This window comes from Pseudarthrobacter sp. B4EP4b (assembly GCF_006680095.1).
Classification (GTDB): Bacteria; Actinomycetota; Actinomycetes; order Actinomycetales; family Micrococcaceae; genus Arthrobacter.
On sequence record NZ_VHIJ01000082.1, the window covers coordinates 1 to 19,532 of the forward strand.

Here is a 19,532-nt window from a genome sequence, read left to right on the forward strand (position 1 = left end):
AGGGAGGATTCATCGTCGAAAACGTACCCGGCCTCGGCGCCGTTCTCGTTCAGGAGGCTCAATGTGGTGCCGGCCAGGGCGGGGGAGGCGGGCAGGGTCTGGTCGCCGAAGCCTTCCAGCATTGCCGAGACGGGCGGCCACTGATCTTCGGGGATGTAGTCCTGGATGTCAGCTGAAGTCATGTCCTTATTCCTTGTTCTTTTATTGCTGGTTGGTACTGGTTTGGTGGTACGGGGCTCAGCCAATGACTGCGGCGAAATTGATGGACGGCTTTTGTGCGCCGCGGGCGATCCCGGCCACGAAGAAGAGCGGGATGCCGAGCAGGAGCCACCGTGCCACGCCGCCTGCGCCGCCGAGCAGCGCGTCGTAGTTGTCCAGGGTCAGGTAGCCAATGACGATGAAGGCCAGGAAGGACAGGGACGGTGCGATCACGGTGACCCAAAGGTTGTCCCGCATGCGGTTTCTGGCGAAGAAGACGACGATCGCCGCTGAGGTGACCAGCAGGATGGTGATGAATCCCGCCGTGCCAAGGGCTACGAACCACGCAAACACCGTTGTGATGGGGTCCGCACCTGCCAGCAGGAAGATGCTGATAATGGCCAGGATAACGAGGCCGTTCACGAGCCCTGCGAAGTGCGGAGCTCCGGTCTTTGATACGGTCGACAGCTTGGCTGGCAGGGCTCCGGCGCGGCCCAGGGAAAACAGGTACCTGGAGAACATGTTGGCCAGGCCCAGGAGCATCGCCAGGAAACTGGTGACAACGAGGATCTGCATGGTCAGGTTCAGCCAATACCCTGCGCTGGATTCGGCGAGATCGAAGACCATTCCTGCGGGATTTTCAGTGGCGACGGTTTGGATGTTGTCGATGCCGATGGCTCCGCTGATGGCCCAGGTTGAGATGGTGTAGAAGATGCCGATGAATGCGATGACAAAGTAAGCGGCCCGGGGAATGGTGCGCCGGGGGTTCTTTGCCTCCTCGGCGAAGACCACGGTTGCTTCGAAGCTGGTGAAGCAGGCGAAGGCAAACAGCAGGGAAATGCCCAGGCCCGGACCGAAGACACTGGACCCCGTAAAGCCTTCAAAGGTGAAGATCCCCAGCCCCTTCTGGGCAACGAGTGACACCACGAGGGCCGCCACCGCGAAGGCTTCACCAAGGATGAGGACTCCCAGCACCTTCAGGCTCGCATCCACGCCCCGCATCGTCAGGCCCGTCACCACCGCCAGCAATGCCGCGATCCAGAAGTAAACCGGCAGGCTGATGCCCGTGAGGCCTTCAACCAGCAACTGCGCAAAGACGCCGAACTGGGACCACAGCCCAACTTGAAGGCTGAGGTAGGTCAGGATTGCGATCCCGGCCCCGCCAGTTGCCCACTTGTTGCCCAGTCCCTTGGCCATGTAAGCCACGAAGCCGCCCGCGTTGGTGATGTGCTGGCTCATCCGCAGGTAGCCCACGGAGAAGAGGGCAACCAGCAGCGCCGCAATCACGTAAATGACCGGTGTTCCCGGGCCGCTGGCCGAAAACAGTACCGGGCTGGCTCCCACCACTGCAGCCATGGGGGCGGCTGCGGCAATGGCAAAGAACGCGATGGCTATGACGCCGAGTTTGTTGGGCCTCAGCCGCGGGGAGCTGGAGGCAGGTGGTGGATCCTGTTGCAGCGGGCGTGTAGTAATTCCGACTGGTTCTTGGGTCATCCGATTGGCTCTTTCAAGAAAGTGCACGGCGCAGGGCCTATATGCAGAAGTGTTGGAAGGTCCCTTGCTGGCACGCGACGGTGCGCTCCACGGGAAAGTAAATCTGCTCGAGCTGGCTGAACGCATTGCGTGATCGCAGCCACAATCGAAACTATACGTTTGTTTAGTTCTGGCTGTCAATGCTTTTTTCTTGGCCCGGCCACGAGGGCTAGACTCGGTGCATGAACGAGCCGTCAACCCGCTTGCCTTACGGAGACGGACGGGATGCCTTGCTGTCCGCAGTGATCGACGTGGTCGGAGAAAAGGGCCTGCGTGGGGTTACATACCGTGCCGTTGCGTCCCGGGCAGGAGTGAACCACACCCTTGTCACGCATCATTTCGGTTCCATCGAGGGTCTTCTTGCCGCCACCATGGAGTGGGCCATCCAGCGGTCCATTGAGGAGACGGGGCTGGAAAAGATCGCGGACTTTGACGAGGACTTCGCCGATTCACTCCTGGCAACGGTGTCGCGGGAACCGGAGCTGCAGCTGTTCCAGTTCGAGATGCTTCTCGAATCCCGGCGCAATCCCGAGGTACGGGCCTTGGTGGAGCGCCTTTACGCGAACTACATGAGCACCGTTGAAGATGCGCTGCGGCAACGGGGCCTCAACGTCGACGACGGGGCCTCGCTGGCCATCTTTGCTGCCCTTGACGGCCTCATGCTGCAGTTCCTGACGATCAGTGATCCCGAGAAGATCAGGGCTGCCGTTATCCAGGTTGGCAGGCTCGTGAAAACCCTCGAGGGCGCAAACGAAAGCCCCAGCAACCCCCTCCAGGTTCGATAGGACCAACATGGCCGCAGAACTTTTACAGGGCATCGAGCGCTTCAACGTCACACAGAAGCTCACCCTGATGGTGAATCGATACGAAATACGTTCCGCCGCCGGAGACGGGCAAGCCGGCGGCCTGCTCGCCGTCGCCCAGCAGAAGCGGGCCGCTTTCAAGGAGCAGGTGACCTTCTACCAGGACGAGTCGAGGACCTTGCCGATCTTCTCCTTCAAGGCCCGGCAACGCCTCGACCTCGGCGCGACATACGACGTGCTGGACGCCAATGGACAACGAATCGGCAGTTTCCGAAAGGACTTTGCCAAGTCCCTGCTGCGATCGACGTGGCACCTCGAGGCGTCCGGGCTGAACGTCACCGGAAGTGAACGCAACGTTGGCGTCGCCCTCGGCCGGCGCATATGGGAAGCGACGCCAATTGGCGATGTCATCCCTTCGCCCTTCCGTTTCCACTTCGACTTTGTGGACACGAACGGAGAGGTGCTCATGACATCAGAACGGGAAAGGTCCCTGCGCGACCGATACCTCATCACCCTTCCGGGTGCACGACTCGATGGCCGGGTTGCGGCGGCTATGGCAGTCGCGCTGGATGCGCTGCAGTCCCGATAGGCCTGCTAAGCGATAGGAAGAACGCGCGGTGCGGGGCCCAAATACGCCCTCGGTGAACCCGCCCAACTTCTCCTCCAAAGGCACGGATCGTTCCCAGCTCCCAGACGTAAACTGACCTTCGCACCACCACTTGTGGACACTGTGTCAGGCAGGAGCTGCGCATGCTCTGGAAGTTACTTGTTGAATATCTGCGGCCGCATCGGCAGCTGCTGATCGCCGTCGTCGTTTTCCAGCTGGCGCAGTCCATCGCGTCGCTGTACCTGCCCACGCTCAACGCCGACATCATCGATGAGGGCGTGGCCAAGGGTGACACCGGGGTCATCCTCAACCTGGGCGGGCTCATGCTGGGGATCACCCTGCTGCAGATCGCCTGCGCCGTGATCGCCGTGTACTTCGGCGCCAAGGCGGCCATGGGCACGGGCCGGGACCTGCGCGGCGCCATATTCTCCCGGGTGGGGGAGTTTTCCGAGCAGGAGGTCACCAAGTTCGGCGCCCCCAGCCTGATCACCCGGTCCACGAACGACGTCCAGCAGGTCCAGCAGCTGGTGCTGATGGGCGCCACCATGATGGTGGCCGCGCCCATGCTCGCCATCGGCGGGGTGATCATGGCGGTCCGGCAGGATGTGCAGCTGTCCTGGCTGATCGCCGTCGCCGTGCCCGTGCTGCTGGCCGGCGTGGGGCTCATCATCTTCCGGATGGTGCCGCTGTTCCGGAAGATGCAGAAGCGGATCGACACCGTGAACCGGGTCCTGCGTGAGCAGCTCACCGGCATCCGCGTGGTCCGCGCCTTCGTCCGCGAAGACATCGAGAGCGCACGCTTCGCCCAGGCCAACGAGGACGTCACGGACACCGCGCTCCGGGCCGGCCGGCTGATGGCGCTCGCCTTCCCCATAGTGATGCTGGTGATGAACGTGTCCAGCGTGGCCGTGATCTGGTTCGGCTCGTTCCGGATCGAGGACGGGTCCATGCAGGTGGGCACCCTCATCGCGTTCCTGAGCTACCTCATGCAGATCCTGATGTCCGTCATGATGGCCACCTTTATGGCCGTGATGATCCCGCGCGCGTCCGTCTCGGCGGACCGGATCGGCGCCGTGCTGGGCACGGAGTCCAGCGTCCGGCCGGCTGCGAAGCCCGTCAGCACCAAAGTGCGGCGCGGCGAGCTGGAAATGGTCGACGCCGGATTCGCCTACCCGGGTGCCGACCAGCCCGTCCTCTCCGGAATCAGCTTCACCGCCAGGGCAGGACAGACGACGGCGATCATCGGCAGCACCGGCGCCGGCAAAACCACCCTGGTGAACCTGATGCCGCGGCTGTTCGACGCCACCACCGGCTCCGTCCGCATTGATGGTGTGGACGTGCGCGAGCTGCACCCGGACCTGCTCTGGGGCCACATCGGCCTGGTCCCGCAGCGGCCCTACCTGTTCACCGGCACCGTCCGCAGCAACCTGCAGTACGGCAAACCGGACGCCACCGACGACGAATGCTGGCAAGCCCTGGACATCGCCCAGGCGCGGGGCTTCGTGGAGGAGATGGAGGGCGGGCTGGACGCGCCCATCTCGCAGGGCGGCACCAACGTCTCCGGCGGGCAGCGGCAGCGGCTGGCGATTGCCCGGGCCCTGGTGAAGCGGCCCGAGCTGTACATCTTCGACGACTCGTTCTCCTCCCTGGACACCGGCACCGACGCCCGGCTGCGCCAGGCCCTCAAACGCAGCACCGCCGGTGCCACGCTGGTGATCATCGCCCAGCGCGTATCCAGCATCGTGGATGCGGACCAGATCTTAGTGCTCGACGACGGCAGGATCGTCGCGCGCGGAACGCACAGTGAGCTGCTGGAGACCTCCGAGACGTACCGCGAAATCGTGAACTCCCAGCTGGCGGCGGAGGAGACGGTATGAGCCCGGAACCCACTCCCGAAGCCGGCACCAAGGCCGCGCCTGCGTCCAAAACCGCAAGCGCCGACGTCGTACGCATTCCCCGTCCGGCAGGAGGACCAGGACGCGGTGGACCTTTCGGCGGGATGAACATCCCGGCGGAGAAGGCGATGAACTTCTGGCCGTCGGCGAGGCGGCTGCTGGGGAAGCTGCGGCCGGAGCGGGCGTGGCTGCTGCTGGTGCTGGCGGCGTCGGTGGTCAGCGTGGCGCTGCAGGTGATCGGGCCGCGGCTGCTGGGGGAGGGCACCAACCTGATTTTCGCCGGGGTGGTGTCCAAGCAGCTGCCCGCCGGCGTGAGCAAGGAGCAGCTTATTTCACAGCTGCGGGCCGCGGGGGAGAACCAGAAGGCGGACATGCTGTCGCCCATGGCGCTGACGCCGGGGCAGGGGATCGACTTCGCCGCGCTGGGCAGCGTGCTGACGTGGGCGCTGGTGCTGTATGTGCTGGCGTCGGGGTTTATGTGGGTGCAGGCGTATGTGCTGAACGGGGTGGTGCAGCGGACGGTGTTCGGGCTGCGCGAGGAGATTGAGGCGAAGATCCACCGGCTGCCGCTGCGGTATTTCGATTCGATCCAGCGCGGCGAGCTGCTCAGCCGGGTCACGAATGATGTGGACAACATCTCCCAGAGCCTGCAGCAGACCATCAGCCAGGCGGTGACGTCGGTGCTGTCCGTGGTGGGTGTGCTGGTGATGATGGTGATCCTTTCGCCCACGCTGGCGCTGATTGCGCTGGTGACCATTCCGCTGACGCTGGGGATCACGGCGCTGATTGCCAAGCGCTCGCAGAAGCTGTTTGTGGCGCAGTGGAAGAACACCGGGGAGCTGAACGGGCAGATCGAGGAGACGTACACCGGGCATGCGCTGGTGAAGGTGTTCGGCCGGCAGCGCGAGGTGGAGGAGCGGTTTCGGCAGAAGAACGCGGAGCTGTATGACGCCAGCTTCGGGGCGCAGTTCATTTCCGGGCTGATCATGCCGGCCATGACGTTCATCGGGAACCTGGTGTACGTGGGGATCGCGGTGGTGGGCGGCCTGCAGGTGGCGTCCGGGGCGATGCAGCTGGGCGATGTGCAGGCGTTCATCCAGTACTCGCGGCAGTTCACCATGCCGCTGGCGCAGCTGGGGTCCATGGCCAACCTGCTGCAGTCCGGTGTGGCGTCCGCGGAGCGGGTGTTCTCGTTGCTGGATGAGGACGAGGAATCTGTGGAGCCTGCGCCTTCCGCTGGGCCTGTGTTTGGGCGGGGGCGGCTGGTGTTCGAGGATGTGTCGTTCTCGTACTCGCCGGACAAGCCTTTGATCTCCGGGCTGTCGCTGGTGGCGGAGCCGGGGCAGACTGTTGCCATTGTTGGGCCCACCGGGGCGGGCAAGACCACGCTGGTGAACCTGATGATGCGGTTCTACGAGCTGGATGCGGGGCGGATAACGCTCGACGGCGTGGACGTCACCTCGGTGCCGCGGCGCGAGCTGCGCTCGCGGCTGGGGATGGTGCTGCAGGATACGTGGCTGTTCGGCGGGACCATCCGGGACAACATTGCGTACGGGCGGCCTTCGGCTAGTGAAGCCGAGATCCTTGAGGCTGCGCGGGCGACGTACGTGGATCGGTTCGTGCGGTCATTGCCCGAGGGGTACGACACGGTGCTGGAGGATGAAGGTGGCAACGTGTCCGCGGGGGAGAAGCAGCTGCTGACGATTGCGCGGGCGTTCCTGGCGCGGCCTTCTGTTTTGATTTTGGACGAGGCGACGTCTTCGGTGGATACCCGGACCGAGGTGCTGGTGCAGAAGGCGATGCGTGCCCTGCGGTCGGACCGGACCTCCTTTGTCATTGCCCACCGCCTGTCCACCATCCGCGACGCCGACCTCATCCTGGTGATGGAGGCCGGCCAGATCGTGGAGCAGGGGACGCACGCTTCTCTGCTGGCTGCTGGTGGGGCTTACGCACGGCTGTATGAGGCGCAGTTCGCGGCGCCGGCGGCGGAGGTTTAGAAGCTGCTGCACGTTGTCATACACGATGTGGCACGCAAAGCATTTGGGAAGTCGACATCGGGAAGTTCGTAGTCGAGGCCAGCCGGCTTGAGTACCTCGTATGACTGTACACATCTGGGCCACATTCAGCCCGTTTGTTTGCTGCTGCTCTATCCAGTGGCCCTACCATCCTGGTCTCCGGGGCGACCCAAGCTGAAATGGATCAAGTAGGTTCCGAACTCTCGCTAGGTTTGGGGCTGCCCACAGAGCGCGGCCAGTTGAGCATCGCTCCGTTGAGTACGTTGTTAATCAGGCTTTCGATGAATATGACCGTTTCCTCTCGGGCAACGACATACTTCGTAGGATGCCCGCAGCGATTGCGAAGATCCAGCTTCTCAATTAGGAGTAGGCGGGCGTTCTTGTTGAATAGGCCGGCATCCTCACAGATCATGAAGAAATTGCTGTCGGAAAGGTAAAGCAAGTCGTCGCGCTTCTTGATTCGCTTGTAATGTTGTGCGTTTCCGAAGCGAGCCGAGTTTGCAGCCTCCACCATTTTGACACCACCAACCTGTGCTTCGATGGTTTGGTAGAGGTGCTCCATAACGGCAGACCAAACCATGAGAACGGCACCGCGATAGCAACGGTTCTCATAGCAGTCCACCGCTTCGTTCAGGTAGTCCCGGTACTCGGGCCTACTCTGACTCGTGGTCTCCCGCAGCGAGTGCAGGGCCTCAGTAGGGTTCTGCCGGGAAAGGTCTCTGACTGGGATCGCATATGCCTCCTGAAGCGATCGGAGGCCGCTGATACGTCGGGTGAAGTCTTGTTCAGTCGTCGACATGCTTATCGAGGATATACCTAGCCATGTTGCGGAAGATCTCTTTGACGGTGTCGGCAGTAGCGTTGGCCGCGATGTGAATTTCCACGTTGACGTGGATGTTTGGACTGGCCGACACCTGGACGCTCGGTGGCGCAGCAGGAGCCGAATAGGATGCAGCGCTCGCGCCAGAGGGAGCAGGGCTCCCGTTGTCCGCGGCTGGTGAAACGGTATCTTCCGAAGCGGTTTCCTCTGAATCTGGATCGTCGTCAGAAGGATCCAGCAGGCCAGAGACCTGGTCTAGCGACGTCTGGAATCGAGTTTCTTTACCCCCTCTTCCGATTATGAGGGAACCGAGGTTGGCCCCCTCGGCTACCCGGAAAAAGAAGACCGCCCCGTCCTTGAGGCGGTCGCCGTTGACCTCGCCGACACTTTCTCGGTGGTGAGCTTGCCAATATTGGCCAACTTCTATCGCCGTCACCTCTGACCTGGATCCGAAGTGGAGCCATTCGACGGTGTGCCGGTACAGTTCGCTGTCGAGGATCCCTTCTCGGAGTGCGCCTACGCGGTCTCCGTTTTGGAAGCGCATACCTCTTGAGGTTGCCCTGAAATTCGTACCATCTCGGTCGATCAACTTGAGATATGCCATAGCTCCGACTTTGCGGTCGTCTAGAAGCTTCGCGTCCAACGACTTCTTCGCCTTGTCGACAGCGACCCAGCCGATCTGTCGGCTTAGGAAGGCCAGCATTGACTCCATGTCCTCGATGCGTGTGCTGATCGGAATCAATGTGCCCCCATTTTCGACGAAAACATAATTCAGTCAAGTATCACCGACCACCGACGGAGGAGCGCTTAGACACGCCTGTGTCTTGCTCTGACGGTCAGTGAGGGCCGAGGGATGAAGAGCAAAGGGACCGTACTAAGGAATGCTTCGAAACACTTGCCCTTCGCGAAACGGAGTCCCGCTGCAAAGTGACGTAATGCTCGTCCAGGGAATGGCGCCCCGAATATATCCTCTTTGTCAGGCCAAGTTTCGAATTTCGGCCATAGGAGCTGACAGAGGATAACGATGACCACCGGGCTCATAGCGCTGAATGGTCCGCTTACTATGGCGTCCGCTTTGTTACCGGCAACCCGCAACTGGGGCACCAGGGAGTGACATCCTGGAGCGAATCAAGGGGCTATATGGATGTAGAACACCGGAAAGAACCAAACCGCCTGGGTGAAGCACGTCGAGATGAGGTGGATGGTTTTGTGGAAGAAAACCTGGCGGAATGTGGTGGCGACAAGGGCGGTATGACCGCGAGTTAGAACATTCACGGTCATTGCGAATTTTGTTCAGCGCGCCGCTATTATCCTGAAGGACACAGGTCCGGCTAACCGTCGAGGTGACCCTTCAGGTGACTTGACTTCCAGGCCTTAGAGCCCCTCATGCGGGTCATTTGAAAACGACCCGATCTGACGGGTAATCGTGCCTGGCGGCCACACTTCGCTCCTCAACAACTAGGATGTCTGAGGAGCGAAAACGCGCCCACAAAATCTTGTCACTCCCCAGCGGAAGGCGCTTGGAAATCGTGTCAACAATCAAGGCTGACGAAAAACCTGCGCCCTGGCTGGGGCAGCCAACTGCTCTGGTGCCAAAAGCGCCACTCTTGCCGGAGCTGGACAGCGAGTCCTGGTTTAAACGATTCTTCGGGAGGAGTTGGTGGATTATAGCCCTTTGGATGATTAGCTTTTGCATCCTCCTTCTTCTGACGCTTTTGGTCTTTCACTTTCTGTGCGGCTGGCTATCTCAGGAGTGGACTTGGGAAGGTTTTGGGAGATTTGCCACCAGTCCCTTTGCTACAGCTGTGGGTGCGATCGGAGCCGCGCTAATTGCTGGAACTGCCGTGGTTTTGACCCTGAATCAGAATAAGAATGTAGAAGCTAGTAAAACCTGGTGGGAAACTTTTGAATGGGCTACTGAACGAGCAATACCTCTAAAAGAGGAGAATCAAGCATTACCATACGGCACCGCCATCGACATCCTGAGCCCCTTAATGGATGACGATTTCGGTGGGCGCCGTCTTGGCAGGAGAGCCGCGAAATCATGGGAGCTCCGAAAGCAAGCTTGTAGCAGCATGATAAAGCTGCTAAATGGTCCCTACACAGTTGCTGAGCCTGGCGATGATCGCGAACCTACCACTATTGAACTCGGTAAAAAGGAATTCACTGGGGAATCGCGCGATGCTGAAAACACGGCCGTCCCGGACGCTGGAACCACCAGCGAACGGGACGCTGCTGGAACCACTGCGGAATCGGCCATTCAAGCATCTTTGGAACTACCTCGTCGCCGTAATTTTCCGGACGCAGACGACCTCGAATCAGTTCAGAACTTTATTAGCGCACATCCCTCATCGCAGGCTGCCAAAGAACTTTCTGCCACTCACTATGAGTCACTGCTCATTAGCCGTCTTAGAAGTCTTTTAGCATATGATGAGGAAGTAGATATAATCCGCAATGTTTCGTTCAGCCACACCGCCGGCAATAAGGACGTGGGGCGCCGTGAGGCGGACGCGATTGTGCTAAAAGGCAATAAAGCAGTAATTCTTGAGGTAAAGAAAGCGGCCCATATGCCTATTGGTCGTTTCCGTGAGATACTCCGACGGGAAATCACTGCGGCCAATACCGCTTGGCGCAGAATGCAATTCCCGACGCTGCTTGTCACCGATTTTGCCAGCTCCGACGCCGAGTTTCAAAGCCTTCGACGAGAATTCTCCACACCTTATTTTCAGGTGTCTCGCTGGACCGGCGACAGTCGGGAGGAAAGATCTCTCGTCGAAGCCGCCCTTGATTTCCTCGCCGCGGCGCCGGATGAACGGCGGGGTTAAAGGGGGAGAGGTGACGATCGCACTGTTGTCGAGGTGCACAGATGACGGAGACTCTTCACGAATTCCTGTTCCAAACCTTCGAATTTGTTGGCGCCGGAACGGTAGCCCCGGTTCGGCAGAGCGTGTTGATCTGCCGAGGGGAGGGTGACGGTGCTGCGCCGTGTAAACCCGGCTGGGAGCGCGGGGTCTCAAGTGCGCGGCTCCGGCTACCGTCTTCCGTTGGTTCGAAGAAGGCGGCCTGAGGGATTCCTCGGTAACCACCCCCCGGCGTAGCACACGGACATACGAAGCAATGTTTCGGCGTGTCGCCCGTAACCTGTTTAGATGCCTCGTTTTGCGCTTGATATTGAGTCTGTGCCCCGCCCTGTCCGTGCGCAGGAGCTCCTGGACGCAGTGAACCACCGCGTCGTCATCGCCGACGGCGCCATGGGCACCATGCTGCAGGGCCGTGACCTGTCGCTCGAGGTGGACTTCCAGAACCTGGAGGGCTGCAACGAGATCCTCAACGACACGCGCCCTGACGTCATCGCGGACATCCACGACGCCTACTTCGCCACAGGCATCGACGCCGTTGAAACCAACACCTTCGGCGCCAACTGGTCCAACCTCTCCGACTACGGCATCGACGACCGCATCGCCGAGCTCGCCCTCAAAGGCGCCAAGATCGCCCGCGAACGTGCCGAAGCGGCAGAGGAAACAGACGGGCGCATGCGTTGGGTCCTCGGCTCCATGGGCCCCGGCACCAAGCTCCCCAGCCTCGGTCACACCAGCTACGACTACCTCAAGCAGACCTTCGCCCTGCAGGCCGAGGGCCTCATCGACGGCGGTGCAGATGCCTTCCTCATCGAAACCAGCCAGGACCTTCTGCAGACCAAAGCCGCGGTCAACGGCTGCAAGCAGGCCATCGTGTCCCGCGGCGTCCGCCTCCCCATCTTCGTGGAGGTGACGGTCGAAACCACCGGAACCATGCTCATGGGCTCCGAAATCGGCGCCGCGCTCACCGCGCTGGAGCCGCTCGGCGTCGACGCCATCGGCCTGAACTGCGCCACCGGCCCCGACGAGATGAGCGAACACCTGCGCCACCTCTCCAAGCAGTCCTCCGTGGCCATCGCCTGCATGCCCAACGCCGGCCTGCCTGTGCTCGGCGCCAACGGCGCGCACTACCCGCTCTCGCCCGCCGAACTCGCGACCGCGCACGAGCAGTTCGTGCGCGAATTCGGCCTGGGCCTGGTGGGCGGCTGCTGCGGTACGACGCCTGAACACATGGCCGCCGTCGTCGAACGCCTCGCCCCCTTCCGCACCCGCAAGACGGACGCCGGCAGCAACAGCCCCGCCCGCGTCCCCACCGAGCGCGAAGCCGGCGTCGCCTCCCTGTACCAGCACGTGAACTTCGACCAGGACGCCTCCTACCTGGCCATCGGTGAGCGCACCAACGCCAACGGTTCCAAGGCGTTCCGCCAGGCGATGCTCGAAGAGCGCTGGGATGACTGCGTGGACATCGCGCGCGAGCAGATCCGCGTCGGCGCGCACCTGCTGGACGTCTGCATCGACTACGTAGGGCGCGACGGCGTCGCGGACATCAAGGAGGTCGTCTCACGTTTCGCGTCGGCCTCCACCCTCCCGCTCGTCATCGACTCCACCGAACCGCCCGTGCTGCAGGCCGGCCTCGAACTCATCGGCGGCCGCCCGGTGGTCAACTCCGTCAACTACGAGGACGGCGACGGCCCGGACAGCCGCTTCGCGCGCATCATGCCGCTCGTGAAGGAACACGGCACCGCCGTGATCGCCCTGACCATCGACGAGCAGGGCCAGGCCCGCACCACCGACGGCAAGGTGGCCATCGCCTCCCGCCTCGTCGACGCCCTCGTGGGCGAATGGGGGATGCGCGTCGAGGACATCATCGTCGACTGCCTCACCTTCCCCGTCGCCACCGGCCAGGAAGAAACCCGCCGGGACGGCATCGAAACCATCGAGGCCATCCGCCAGATCACCACCAAGTACCCTGGCATCAACACCACCCTCGGCGTTTCCAATGTGTCCTTCGGCCTCAACCCCGCAGCGCGCGTCGTCCTGAACTCCGTGTTCCTGCACGAGGCCGTGCAGGCGGGCTTGACCAGCGGCATCATCGATGCCGCCAAGATAGTGCCGCTCGCTTCCCTGCCCGAAGAGCAGCGCAAAGTGGCCCTCGACCTCGTCTACGACCGCCGCGAATACGACGCCGACGGCAACACCACATACGACCCCCTGGCCATCATGCTGGACATGTTCGCCGGCGTCGACACCGCCGCGCTCAAGGACCAGCGCGCCGCTGAACTCGCGGCGCTCCCAACCGGCGCGCGCCTGGAACGGCGCATCATTGACGGCGAAGGCAAGGGCCTCGAAGACGACCTGGACCTGGCCCGCAGCGAGGGCATGACCCCGCTCGGCATCATCAACGACCACCTGCTCGAGGGCATGAAGGTGGTGGGCGAGCGCTTCGGCGCCGGCGAGATGCAGCTGCCGTTCGTGCTCCAGTCCGCCGAGGTGATGAAGAACGCCGTCGCCCTGCTCGAGCCGCATATGGAGAAGTCCGATTCGTCGGGCAAGGGCACCATGGTGATCGCCACCGTGCGCGGCGACGTGCACGACATCGGCAAGAACCTGGTGGACATCATCCTCACCAACAACGGTTACAAAGTCATCAACATCGGCATCAAGCAGGGCATCGCCGAGATCATGGCCGCGGCGGAGGAGCACAACGCCGACGTGATCGGCATGTCCGGGCTGCTCGTGAAATCCACCGTGGTGATGAAGGAGAACCTCGCGGAGCTGCAGTCCCGCGGCCTGGCGAAGAAGTGGCCCGTGATCCTCGGCGGCGCAGCCCTGACCCGCGCCTATGTGGAGCAGGACCTGGCCGAGCAGTTTGACGGCGTCGTCCGGTACGCCAAGGACGCCTTCGAGGGCCTTGCCCTCATGGAACCGCTGGTCCGCGTGGCCCGCGGCGAGTCGCCTGACGACGTCGGCCTCCCGCCGCTGAAGAAGCGGATCCACAAGGGCGGGGCGAAGTTCACCGTGACCGAGCCGGAAGCGATGCCCGGCCGGTCCGACGTCGTCTCCGACAACCCGGTTCCTTCGCCGCCGTTCTGGGGCACGCGCATCGTCCGCGGCGTCTCGCTCCACGACTACGCTGCGTTCCTCGATGAGCGCGCCACGTTCATGGGGCAGTGGGGGCTCAAGCCCGGCCGCGGCGAGGACGGTGCCTCCTATGAGGAACTGGTGGAACGCGAGGGCCGGCCGCGCCTGCGGTACTGGCTGGACCGCATCCTCGGCGAGGGCATGCTCGACGCCTCCGTCGCCTACGGCTACTTCCCCGTGGTCTCCGAAGGGGAGCAGGTGGTGGTGCTGCACCACGGCGAGGATTCCGACGGCGTCCTCGGCACCGCGGGCCTGCTCGCCCCCGACGGTGGTTCAGGCGGCCCGATCGGCACCGACCGGCTGCGTTTCGACTTCCCGCGCCAGCGCCGCGACCGGCACCTCTGTCTGGCTGACTTCGTGCGGTCGCGCGAGTCGGGGCAGATCGACGTGCTGCCGGTTCAGCTGGTCACCGCCGGTTCGAAGATCGAAGAGTTCACATCGAAGATGTTCGCCGCCAACCAGTACCGCGACTACTACGAGCTCAACGGCCTGGTCATGCAGCTCACCGAGGCGCTGGCCGAGTTCTGGCACGCGCGTATCCGCAAGGAACTGGGCTTCGCGGCCGAGGAGCCGAAGGACACGGCCGGGTATTTCAAGCTCGACTACCGCGGTGCGCGGTTCTCGCTGGGCTACCCGGCATGCCCGGACATGGAGGACCGCCGCAAGGTGACGGAACTGCTGAAGCCCGAGCGGATGGGCGTGGTCCTCAGTGATGAGCTGATGCTGCACCCCGAGCAGTCCACCGACGCGTTTGTGTTCCACCACCCGGAGGCGAAATACTTCAAGGTGTGAGGTGGTCTTTGGCCTGGAGGGAATAAGCCTTCGCGGCTTGCCCTCTTAGCCGTCGTCTACGCAGGTTCGTCACCTCGTCGACAGTACATTTCGCGGTCGTCTCAGTGGTGTCCGAACCGCTCCCGAGCAGTTCGGGCAGATGTGCCGAGGGCGGCACCGATAACCTCCCACGAGTCTCCCTTCGCGCGGGCGGCGCTGACGGCGGAGTCCAGCTCAGCTTCGGCCTTCGCGGCAGCCGTACGGGCAGCGGTGATCCGGCGGAAGTTCTCGGCGCCCCTGTCCACCTGAGGAGCCGGGCTCAGGCGAAGGAGCGTACCATCCACCCGCAGCGGCGCGGCTAAGTGTTCGACGTGCAGGACATAACCTTCTTCGGGCGCGCGCTGAATGTAGAGGGTGAGGACTGCCTTTCCCTCACCGTCATCAAAGTCCACTTTTCCGTAGCTCTCACTGGGGCCAACAGGCCACGGGCGCGGCTTCAACCGCCATCCAGCTTCGTACTGCGTCCGCTCGTAGGCTGGTGTTTCGCGAGGGGTCATACTGGCCGTTCTCCTTCAATTGCCTTGCCACTGCGTCCCGACCCGTAGAGGCCGCAGCAAGGCCTCACCGGGGGCGGGGCCGGCGGCGGCTGGGGAGATGCTCGTGTTCTCAGCCGTACACCTTCGCCGCCGGCTCCCGCTTCCACGTTACGGCCGCGGGCTAACGGGCACCCGGGTAGCAGGTACCCGAATCCGGCGAAGGCATTTACCTGCGGTGGGCGTAGGCCGGGGAGGACCCGGGCACTTTCGGGGGACACGCCGCTATTCGGCCGCGGTACGCGCCGGTTCCGGCCAGAGAAACCCTCCGATTCGCCGTGGAAACGGAGCTCACTCAGCCATTTCCACCCCCGGGATCAAAGGGCCGATAACGGAGATTCCGTCAAGCTCGCTTTCGTATCCGCATCTGCGTGCCTAGCTGGAATTTTGACGGATCTTCTCTTGTCCAGCAGGGGTGTCGTGAGCCAAGGGAAGAACAAAATGGGTTGCCGCCAACATTTCTGGGAGAAATCGGGTTGCTACAGGGCTGTGGGCTTAGGGTTACGCCCATGGTCCAGCCGCCATGCCTTGTAATTGCTGTCTTTTTGACATTTCCCAAACTCGGATCGCGGAGTATGTTGAGAGGCACCACGCGGAAATGGAGTGAGTTTCGGCATCGATCCGGCATTTGTATTCTGGGTCGGCCACATCACTTCTACCGCAGAGGCCACGAAAGCAGGGAGGCGCGCCAATAGCCGGACACCAGCGGACCTAGCACTCTGAAAGACTCCCCATTCCCGCGGGGCTTCGTCCTCTGCGTGAGGGGCGGGAATTTAACCAAGCATTCTTTACCAAAACAAAGAAGGAGATTCTCGTGTTGCTTTGGATAGCCATCATCATCGCAGTTCTTTGGCTTCTCGGCCTGCTCACCAATATCGGCGGCGGACTCATACACATACTTCTGGTTATTGCCGTCGTGGTCCTGGTCTTCCACTTCATTCAAGGCAGAACCCGGGCCTAAACCACGTAATCATTCCGAGCACAATACGTAAGCGGCGACCCGCTCCGCGGCCTTTCCCGGAGCGGGTCGATCTGCTCGCCCTCATCGGGGCTGTCCCGGCCTAGGGCTGATGCCGGATGGCCGGTGCAACCACTGTCAGCGGACACCAAGGTCGCTGTCGATATACGAACCCGGGCGATTTTCAGTGCCATGCTGGCAATTGCAGCCACCATCCAGCTGCAGCCGAACGGTCACCGGACTCGATGCTGCGAGCTGGATGTCAACATGCTCCTTCCCGGCGCTGCTAAGGCGGAGAACTGATTCTTGGTCGGTGAGATGGGTCATGGAATTGCCTTTGCTGATGCGTGGAGAGTGGATCCGCACCGGTGGCACGGGCCAGGAAGGCCCGTGCCGCCGGTGCGGGCTGCTACATACGGTGAACGGTGGACATGCCAGAGCGTGACGGTGCCAAGCCAGCTGCGGTTCTAGTTCTTGACGTATCCGTTCGGATTCAGCACGAATTTCGTTGCCGAACCGGCGTCGAATTCGGCGTAACCGCGCGGTGCGTCCTCCAGCGGGATCGCCGTGGCGTTTACTGCCTTGGCGATCTGGACCTTGTCGTGCAGGATCGCCATCATCAGCTGGCGGTTGTACGACATAACGGGGCACTGTCCAGTGGTAAACGACAGGGACTTTGCCCATCCGGTGCCCAGGGACAGCGACAGGGAGCCGTGCTTTGCTGCCTCGTCAATTCCACCGGGGTCGCCGGTGACATACAGGCCGGGAATGCCAAGGGCCCCGCCTGCAGCGGTGATGTCCATGAGTGAATTCAGCACGGTGGCGGGGGCCTCGTGGGAGGCGTCCTTCCCGTGACCGCGGGCTTCGAACCCTACGGCGTCGACGCCGCAATCCACTTCGGGGACGCCAAGGATTTGCTCGATCTGGTCCTTCGGATCGCCGTTGGTGACGTTCACCGTTTCGCAACCGAAGGAGCGGGCCTGGGCCAGGCGGTCTTCGTTCATGTCACCGACAATCACGACGGCGGCACCGAGCAGCTGCGCACCGACGGCGGCCGCGAGGCCCACCGGGCCGGCGCCGGCAATGTAGACGGTGGATCCGACGCCCACTCCGGCGGTGACGGCGCCGTGAAAGCCCGTGGGGAAAATATCGGAAAGCATGGTCAGGTCCATGATCTTTTCCAGGGCCTGGTCGCGGTCCGGGAACCTGAGCAGATTCCAGTCAGCGTAGGGGACCAGCACGTATTCGGCTTGGCCGCCCACCCAGCCACCCATATCCACATATCCATAGGCGCTGCCCGGGCGGTCAGGGTTGACGTTCAGGCAGATGCCCGTCTTGCGCTCCTTGCAGTTCCGGCAACGGCCGCAGGAGATGTTGAAAGGCACGGAGACAATGTCTCCCACCTTGATGAACTCCACATCCGGACCGACCTCTACCACTTCGCCGGTGATTTCATGGCCAAGGACGAGGTCCTTAGGGGCTGTGGTCCGGCCCCTGACCATGTGCTGGTCCGAGCCGCAGATATTGGTGGTTACCGTGCGCAGGATCGCGCCGTGGGGTACTTTCCGGCCCACGTTGGCTGGATTGACGCCGGGCCCATCCTTGAGTTCGAACGTCGGGTAGTCGGTGTTGATGATTTCGACGACACCGGGTTCTTTGTAGGCGACGGCTTTGTTTCCTGACATGGACACTCCTTTGTGTAGGGGTATTTGGTGCCGGGCCTTCCTTTCGGATGGCCTTGCACTGGTCCGGCAAAGTTGCAGGCGTTGCCCCAGGGCCCGTGAAGGATGCTTCGATGAGGATACCTCCCCAGGTTTCAGGCCACCGAAGCACCCTTCACGGGCACGGGACAGCTCTTCCTTCGCGAGGGCGAAGGCCGTCAGTGGGATGCCGGCCCCAGTGGAACAGGATCCCAACGCTGCCTGCCCGGCGCTGAGTCGGACAAGCATGACCCTGACGGTCGAAGAGCTTGTACTGATGAGACTAGGGTCACAGGACCTGCAGTAAAAGCGCAAGATTTTGAAGATAACCATGCAGGATAGATGCATAATTGGTCGCCGGCCTGTAACGGCCAGGTTGTCCATTGACCCAATAGTTAGATTCCCCGGAACTAGATTCCGTGGAAACAAAGACGTAGACTCACTTGTATGAACAAGGGCACCGAAACCTCGTCCCTTTACCCTCTTTTCAGCGAACTGACCCGATTGGAAACTGAGCTGTGGGACGCACTCGATGGCCGCCTGCGCAAGGAGCATGGCCTCCCGATGAGCAGGTTTGAACCCATGGCCGTCGTCGATCGCTTGGGTGCGTGCCGGGTTTTAGATGTCGCCACGGCTCTTGCGATTACCGTCGGAGGCACAAGCAAGCTCATTGACCGGATTGAAAAAGCCGGACACTGCCGTCGGAGAAATAACCCGCTCGATCGCAGGTCCTTCCTCATCGAGCTCACGGCCGACGGTCGATTGTTGCTGGAACGGGCCAGGAAGACTGTTGAAGCCGAGCTGGACCTGCGGCTGAATCCGGTACTTAGCCGGCAGCAAGCAGATGACCTCATGGAACTGCTGGGCCGGCTGCGAAATGCCAGTCGCTTGGCGGCGGCAGAGCGATCGGACTGACGCGCTCGCGGGAGCCCGAGGTCATCGTCTACCCGCCGCTAGCCAGCGGTGTACCGCAACCCACTAATACGTGAAGGAAGCAAGAAAATGACTGAAGAACTCCGTGAACGCATGGACCGTTTCGTCGAATTCATCAATTCAGCCGACGAAAAGATTGGTGATGAGATCATCTCACCGTCGGCAACGTTCCATGTGCCGTTCCTGCCTGAGCCGGTGCAGGGTCCAGGCGGCTACCTCAAAATCATCGGGATCATGCGGCAAGCGTTTCCCGACGTCCAGTGGTCACTGGAAGAAACGATTATTGAAGGAAACACGGTAGCCGCACGATTCATCCTTCGTGGCACACACCAGGGGCAATTCCTCGGCGTCCCTGCAACAGGCAAACCGATCCAAACGCAGGCAATGAACATCTATCGATTCACCAATGGCCAGATCAGTGAAGAGCACGGTCTCCCGGACCTCTTCGGGCTAATGATGCAAATCCGGCCGGTCGATGCCTAAATATCCTAGCCAGGGCTTGGAGAGAGCAACCCCCGTCCAGCTTCCGTGCGCCTGCGTGCTTGCCAACGCGGGGAAAGGAAAAGCTGAAGGGACTGGGCCCGGTGTATTACCGAACCCAGTCCCTTCAGCTCCAGCTCGCAAGTGGGCTGGTCATATTGCGCGGGACTGTCCGATAAACGGTGTGTGGGGTCCGGCTGGTTTTCATTATTGAGTGGTTCTTTCGA

17 protein-coding genes are annotated in these 19,532 nt (G+C 61.9%); 10 read left to right on the forward strand and 7 right to left on the reverse strand.

All coding sequences use genetic code 11. The features are described 5' to 3' along the window. Together FNL14_RS22590 and FNL14_RS22595 are read right to left on the reverse strand one after the other, a co-directional pair. The coding region (locus FNL14_RS22590) for a MoaF N-terminal domain-containing protein (protein ID WP_181762749.1) at positions 1 to 182 on the reverse strand (182 nt) is incomplete at its 3' end. A 55-nt stretch (positions 183 to 237) separates the two neighbouring features. Next, entirely contained in the window at positions 238 to 1,692 is a 1,455-nt protein-coding gene (locus FNL14_RS22595) for an APC family permease (RefSeq protein ID WP_142064940.1), read from the reverse strand. Between the two features lie 221 nt (positions 1,693 to 1,913). Between FNL14_RS22595 and FNL14_RS22600 the strand changes: the two genes are divergently transcribed. From FNL14_RS22600 to FNL14_RS22615, 4 genes are all read left to right on the forward strand, one after another. Then, complete coding sequence (locus tag FNL14_RS22600) at positions 1,914 to 2,516, forward strand: TetR/AcrR family transcriptional regulator (protein WP_142064943.1); 603 nt, start codon at positions 1,914 to 1,916, stop codon at positions 2,514 to 2,516. A 7-nt stretch (positions 2,517 to 2,523) separates the two neighbouring features. Continuing rightward, complete coding sequence (locus tag FNL14_RS22605) at positions 2,524 to 3,123, forward strand: hypothetical protein (protein WP_142064946.1); 600 nt, start codon at positions 2,524 to 2,526, stop codon at positions 3,121 to 3,123. Positions 3,124 to 3,284: 161 nt separating this feature from the next. Further along, the gene (locus tag FNL14_RS22610; protein ID WP_142064949.1) at positions 3,285 to 5,018 is read left to right on the forward strand and encodes an ABC transporter ATP-binding protein; all 1,734 of its coding nucleotides are present in this window, start codon (positions 3,285 to 3,287) and stop codon (positions 5,016 to 5,018) included. After that, the gene (locus FNL14_RS22615; protein WP_142064952.1) at positions 5,015 to 7,033 is read left to right on the forward strand and encodes an ABC transporter ATP-binding protein; all 2,019 of its coding nucleotides are present in this window, start codon (positions 5,015 to 5,017) and stop codon (positions 7,031 to 7,033) included. Before FNL14_RS22610 ends, FNL14_RS22615 begins: the two co-directional genes overlap by 4 nt. Positions 7,034 to 7,235: 202 nt before the next feature. Here the strand turns inward: FNL14_RS22615 and FNL14_RS22620 are convergent, their stop codons facing one another. Then, positions 7,236 to 7,850 carry a hypothetical protein gene (locus tag FNL14_RS22620; protein ID WP_142064955.1) on the reverse strand — a complete coding sequence of 205 codons (615 nt, stop codon included), beginning with the start codon at positions 7,848 to 7,850 and terminating at the stop codon, positions 7,236 to 7,238. Then, entirely contained in the window at positions 7,837 to 8,613 is a 777-nt protein-coding gene (locus tag FNL14_RS22625; RefSeq protein WP_142064958.1) for a hypothetical protein, read from the reverse strand. The genes FNL14_RS22620 and FNL14_RS22625 overlap by 14 nt, the downstream gene beginning before the upstream one ends. A gap of 398 nt (positions 8,614 to 9,011) precedes the next feature. Between FNL14_RS22625 and FNL14_RS23735 the strand changes: the two genes are divergently transcribed. From FNL14_RS23735 to metH, 3 genes are all read left to right on the forward strand, one after another. Next, the gene (locus FNL14_RS23735) at positions 9,012 to 9,137 is read left to right on the forward strand and encodes a hypothetical protein (protein ID WP_255470972.1); all 126 of its coding nucleotides are present in this window, start codon (positions 9,012 to 9,014) and stop codon (positions 9,135 to 9,137) included. A 263-nt stretch (positions 9,138 to 9,400) separates the two neighbouring features. Beyond that, entirely contained in the window at positions 9,401 to 10,696 is a 1,296-nt protein-coding gene (locus FNL14_RS22630; protein ID WP_142064962.1) for a hypothetical protein, read from the forward strand. 324 nt (positions 10,697 to 11,020) lie between these two features. Continuing rightward, a complete protein-coding gene (gene metH / locus FNL14_RS22635; RefSeq protein WP_142064965.1) occupies positions 11,021 to 14,662 on the forward strand; it encodes a methionine synthase in 3,642 nt (1,213 codons plus the stop codon). Positions 14,663 to 14,763: 101 nt separating this feature from the next. Here metH and FNL14_RS22640 read toward each other — a convergent pair whose 3' ends face one another. After that, positions 14,764 to 15,198, reverse strand: a complete 435-nt coding sequence (locus tag FNL14_RS22640) for a hypothetical protein (RefSeq protein ID WP_255470973.1) — start codon at positions 15,196 to 15,198, stop codon at positions 14,764 to 14,766. 850 nt (positions 15,199 to 16,048) lie between these two features. Between FNL14_RS22640 and FNL14_RS22645 the strand changes: the two genes are divergently transcribed. After that, positions 16,049 to 16,195, forward strand: coding sequence for a lmo0937 family membrane protein (locus FNL14_RS22645; RefSeq protein WP_139205044.1), 147 nt, complete (start codon positions 16,049 to 16,051; stop codon positions 16,193 to 16,195). Positions 16,196 to 16,330: 135 nt separating this feature from the next. Here FNL14_RS22645 and FNL14_RS23430 read toward each other — a convergent pair whose 3' ends face one another. Together FNL14_RS23430 and fdhA are read right to left on the reverse strand one after the other, a co-directional pair. Then, positions 16,331 to 16,519, reverse strand: a complete 189-nt coding sequence (locus tag FNL14_RS23430) for a hypothetical protein (RefSeq protein ID WP_181762750.1) — start codon at positions 16,517 to 16,519, stop codon at positions 16,331 to 16,333. Positions 16,520 to 16,659: 140 nt separating this feature from the next. After that, positions 16,660 to 17,877: a formaldehyde dehydrogenase, glutathione-independent gene (gene fdhA / locus FNL14_RS22650; RefSeq protein WP_142064968.1), complete on the reverse strand. Its 1,218-nt coding sequence runs from the start codon at positions 17,875 to 17,877 to the stop codon at positions 16,660 to 16,662. 462 nt (positions 17,878 to 18,339) lie between these two features. On the opposite strand from fdhA, the gene FNL14_RS22655 reads away from it, so the two are divergent. Together FNL14_RS22655 and FNL14_RS22660 are read left to right on the forward strand one after the other, a co-directional pair. Next, entirely contained in the window at positions 18,340 to 18,807 is a 468-nt protein-coding gene (locus tag FNL14_RS22655; RefSeq protein WP_142064972.1) for a MarR family winged helix-turn-helix transcriptional regulator, read from the forward strand. A gap of 87 nt (positions 18,808 to 18,894) precedes the next feature. Beyond that, a complete protein-coding gene (locus tag FNL14_RS22660) occupies positions 18,895 to 19,308 on the forward strand; it encodes an ester cyclase (protein WP_142064975.1) in 414 nt (137 codons plus the stop codon). The last annotated feature ends 224 nt before the right edge of the window (positions 19,309 to 19,532 follow it).

What these genes read in the sequence shown, in the direction of transcription:
- FNL14_RS22610 (WP_142064949.1), top strand. Translation starts at nt 3,285, where the DNA reads ATGCTCTGGAAGTTACTTGTTGAATATCTGCGGCCGCATCGGCAGCTG.
- metH (WP_142064965.1), top strand. Translation starts at nt 11,021, where the DNA reads ATGCCTCGTTTTGCGCTTGATATTGAGTCTGTGCCCCGCCCTGTCCGT.
- FNL14_RS22655 (WP_142064972.1), top strand. Translation starts at nt 18,340, where the DNA reads ATGAACAAGGGCACCGAAACCTCGTCCCTTTACCCTCTTTTCAGCGAA.
- FNL14_RS23735 (WP_255470972.1), top strand. Translation starts at nt 9,012, where the DNA reads ATGGATGTAGAACACCGGAAAGAACCAAACCGCCTGGGTGAAGCACGT.
- FNL14_RS22620 (WP_142064955.1), bottom strand. Translation starts at nt 7,850, where the DNA reads ATGTCGACGACTGAACAAGACTTCACCCGACGTATCAGCGGCCTCCGA.
- FNL14_RS22595 (WP_142064940.1), bottom strand. Translation starts at nt 1,692, where the DNA reads ATGACCCAAGAACCAGTCGGAATTACTACACGCCCGCTGCAACAGGAT.
- FNL14_RS23430 (WP_181762750.1), bottom strand. Translation starts at nt 16,519, where the DNA reads ATGACCCATCTCACCGACCAAGAATCAGTTCTCCGCCTTAGCAGCGCC.
- FNL14_RS22615 (WP_142064952.1), top strand. Translation starts at nt 5,015, where the DNA reads ATGAGCCCGGAACCCACTCCCGAAGCCGGCACCAAGGCCGCGCCTGCG.
- FNL14_RS22600 (WP_142064943.1), top strand. Translation starts at nt 1,914, where the DNA reads ATGAACGAGCCGTCAACCCGCTTGCCTTACGGAGACGGACGGGATGCC.
- FNL14_RS22605 (WP_142064946.1), top strand. Translation starts at nt 2,524, where the DNA reads ATGGCCGCAGAACTTTTACAGGGCATCGAGCGCTTCAACGTCACACAG.
- FNL14_RS22660 (WP_142064975.1), top strand. Translation starts at nt 18,895, where the DNA reads ATGACTGAAGAACTCCGTGAACGCATGGACCGTTTCGTCGAATTCATC.
- fdhA (WP_142064968.1), bottom strand. Translation starts at nt 17,877, where the DNA reads ATGTCAGGAAACAAAGCCGTCGCCTACAAAGAACCCGGTGTCGTCGAA.
- FNL14_RS22640 (WP_255470973.1), bottom strand. Translation starts at nt 15,198, where the DNA reads ATGACCCCTCGCGAAACACCAGCCTACGAGCGGACGCAGTACGAAGCT.